This is a genomic window from Streptomyces sp. NPDC059398, assembly GCF_042751845.1.
GTDB lineage: Bacteria > Actinomycetota > Actinomycetes > Streptomycetales > Streptomycetaceae > Streptomyces.
On sequence record NZ_JBHYWP010000179.1, the window covers coordinates 1743 to 5439 of the forward strand.

2 protein-coding genes are annotated in these 3697 nt (G+C 73.4%); one reads left to right on the plus strand and one right to left on the minus strand.

What is annotated here, in order from left to right:
• Positions 1-175: 175 nt before the first annotated feature.
• The gene (locus ACFXBC_RS34530; protein WP_385033888.1) at positions 176-2323 is read left to right on the plus strand and encodes an ATP-binding protein; all 2148 of its coding nucleotides are present in this window, start codon (positions 176-178) and stop codon (positions 2321-2323) included.
• Here the strand turns inward: ACFXBC_RS34530 and ACFXBC_RS34535 are convergent.
• The coding region (locus ACFXBC_RS34535; RefSeq protein ID WP_385033891.1) for a hypothetical protein at positions 2262-3697 on the minus strand (1436 nt) is incomplete at its 5' end. The genes ACFXBC_RS34530 and ACFXBC_RS34535 overlap by 62 nt on opposite strands.

The window sequence follows — 3697 nt, forward strand, 5'->3', positions numbered from 1 at the left end:
CCCCGACACCGTCAGCCCCGCGCGCCGCGCGCCCCGCCCCCCCCCAAACCGCTTGCCCGTGTGGCGGGGTGTCAGACCGGAACCCGGCCGCACCGTCAGGTCGAGGATTCGCCTGTCTGCCCCCGGTACGGACCGATAGGGTCCGGTCAGGGGACCGGACCGGGGAGGGTTGCGTGTGATCGAGACCGTGACGCTGAGTGCGCTCACCGCGTTTCTGACCGCTGTGGGCAATGGCGCCGGCGGCGAGATCGGCAAGAACATCCGGCTGTCGACCGGTGCACAGGTACGGCGAACGCTCAGGCGTGAGGTGCCGTTGCCGACCAGCCCGGAAGGCTGCGATCTGCTGGCGCGCCAAGTGCACCCGCGGATGGATCAGGACCTGCGTCTCGGTGCCGAATGGGCCCAGCTCGTGAGAGACCGGGCGGACGATGCCGTACCGGCGCTGCGGCGGGGGCCCGGACTGCCGCCCCCCACACGGCACTTCACCGACCGTGAGGGTGTCCTGCGGCGGCTGAAGCGCGAACTGACACGTGCGGCGGCCGGGCGCCCCAGGGCGGTGCTGCTCTACGGGGCGCCCGGTGTCGGTACCAGTGCGGTGGCTCTGTACTGGGGCGCCGACTCCGTCCACCGGTTCCCGGACGGGCAGTTCTACGTCGACCTCCGTGATGCCGGTGGCGATCACGGGCCGGCTCCGGCCGCCGTTCTCCTGCTGCTTCTGCGTCGTATGGGCGTCGATCCGGAACGGATGCCGTCCACGGAGGCAGGACGGGAAGACCTGTACCGGACCCTTACGGCCGGGCGCCGAATCCTGGTCGTGGTCGACCACGCATCCGCCGCCGCGCAGGTCCGTGCGGTGATCCCGTCCACCCCCGACGTCTTCCTGCTGGTGGTCTCGTCCGGTCCCTGCTTCGACTTCGAGGCGGAGTTGGTCGAGGTGCCCGGACTGGCCGACCGGGACGCGAAGCAGCTGCTGAAGAGAGTCGCGGGCAAGGAGGCGCTGGCCCGGCGGGCGGACGATGTGTCGGACGCAGTGGCCCGCTGCGGGGGGAACGCCCTCGCGTTGCGGGCCGCTGCGGTACGCCTGCTGGCGGGCGAACAACTCTCCCCGGGGGTACGGGGGACAGCCGCGACGGGCGATCCGGTCCGGGACACGGTGCGGACCGTGTGCCTCCGCCTCGGCCCGGAGGCGGCCCGGCTCTGCCGGCTCACCGCGCTCGGCGGCTGGCCCGCCTTCGACGCCGCGCTGGCGGGACGCGCCGCCGGTGTGGCCACGCCGGAAGCGGCGGGTCTTCTTGAACGGGCCGCGGAAGCGCGGCTGGTGGAGCGGCTGCCCGACGCCCGCTACCGCTTCCGGCCCGAGGTACGCCGCTGCCTGGAGGACGCGGCAGGTCCTGAACACGGAATCGCGGAGTGCTCGGCCGCCGTGTCGCGTTCCCTGGACGACCTCGTCCAGCGGGCGTTGCGCGCCGCGCACGCCGCCCTGCCGGAGAGCTGGCGGGTGGAGCACCCACCGGCTTTCGAAGAAGCCCCGCACGCCGAGGGCGGGCCTCCGGACGAGGACACGGGCCTGAAGGTGCTGCGTGCCGAGGCCGGGAACCTGGTCCGGGCCGTGTCGGTGGCCGAGGAGTACCAGCAGTACGACACCGTGCTGAGGCTCGGCCGTTCGCTGTGGCCGCTGCAGTTGAAATCCGGCCACCTGGACGAGGTCCTGCCCGCTCTTCGGACCGCGGCCCGCCGCGCCGACGACCGGCAGCCGGACTCCCGTACGGCAGCGGCGCTGCACTTCCAGCTCGCCCACTGCCTCGGAGAGCTGCGGCACCCGGAGGAGGCCGCACGCGAGGGGCACGCCGCCGTCGCATGCGAGCGAGTGGCCGGACACCTCCTGGGGGAGGCGTCCGCGCTGGAAATGCTGGGCCTGATCGATCTGAACCAGTGGCTCTACGAGGCCGCGTACGAACGGTTCCTGGAGGCGGAGCAGGTGTACCGGCGCATCGCACCCGGCGGCGATGGCACCGCGGATCTTCCGCGCGCGCTGAACCTGGTGAAGCGCCATCAGGGACGGGCGCTGCGGGGACTGGGACGGCTGGAGGAATCCCGCGCGCTCCTGGAGCCGGTGGCGGCCTTCTTCGCGGACCGGGGAGAGACGTACAACCAGGCCCGTGCTCTGACGGACCTGGCCGAAACCCTTCACGCCGCGGACGACGATTCCGCAGCGTCGGCGCGGATCGCCGAGGCCGAGCGTCTGCTCCCCGTGAACGCGGCTACGCACCTGGCGTATCTCGCCCGGCTCCGGGAGCGGTGCCAGACCCGGCGGCAGCCCTGACCGTGACGGGGTGGACGATGCCGGCGGTACGCACGTGCAGCGTCGTACCGCTGGCGGGCACTGTCCCGCCCGCGGCCAGCCAGGCGTGCGCGGCCGAGGCATAGGCCGCCGGGTCCGCGTCCGCACCAGGGCCTGCGGACAGCTGGAGCACGCCCTGCCCCCGCGTCCGTACGGTGCAGCTGTCCGCGCCGGTCACATAAGCGGCGAGCACACAGTGCCGGTGCCTGCGCAGGATCTCCGCGGTCCACCCGGCGGCGCCGCCCAGACGTGGATCGTCCGGCTGCCCCGCACGCCAGATCACGTCCGCCAGCTCCAGCTCGCCGGGGTCCCGGGTGTCCTCGTGGACGGCGAGATGCGTCTCGCCCGTGGCGCCGTACGGGATCCTCGTGGAGCGCTCCACCTCGACCGACCCGTGGTCCACGTGCGTGCGCACCCGCAGGGGGGCCGTACGGTGCGCGGGTTCGTACGGTGGCAGCGGCAGCGGCTCCAGCAGTGCGGGCGCGGCCGGTTCCGGCAGCTCAAGCAGTCCGTAGAAACTCCGGCGGAGCAGCGAGGCCGCAGCGCCTGGGCTCGAAGTGGTGAACTCGGCGGGGCCCGCGAGCGGGCGGTGCCGGTCCCACACCTCTTCCACCTGTGGGCGCAGCGGAGCGAGCGGGTCGAGACGCGGTGCGTCCCGCACGAACGCGGCAAGCGGCGCCTCGGGGTCAAGGCCCTCCTGCGCGGAGGACGCGAGCAGTACGGGGGTGCCCAGGGCCGCCGCGTAGTAGGTGACGGCTCCGAAATCCCCCAGGACCAGGTCCGCCGCGATGAGGGCCTGCCGCCATGCGCGCACAGGGTCGATGAGCGTCAGTCCGCTGCGGAGGGCGCGGTCGAGCCACGCACGGATCTGGCCCGGGCCGTGCCCGTGCCAGATGTTGGGGTGAAGCACGGCGGCCAGCCGGTAGTCGTCGGCGGGCAGTTCGGCCGGAAGCCGGGGCAGCAGACTGGGCAGCAGGTCCTGGCCACCGCCGTCGCCGAAGAAACCCTCGGGATTCCAGGTGGAGTTGAGGACGATCAGACGCTGTCCCTCGCGGACGCCGAGAGCCCGCCGGTAGCGCTCGCGGTAGGGACGGGCCGCCAGCATGCGGTCGAAGCACGGGTCACCCGCGAGGACCGCCGAACGGAGCGCCTGCGGGCAGACCCGGCGGAGCCGTTCCAGCTGCTCGGGATGGGAGAGCACGAGCGCGTCGACGAAGGGCCTGCCGTCCGCCAGCAGCCAGTCGGGCGAAAGCCCGAACGTCACCGGCTCCCGGCTCCCGGCTCCCGGCTCCCGGCTCCCGGCTCCCGGCTCCCGGCTCCCGGCTCCCGGCTCCCGGCTCCCGGCTCCCGGCACAC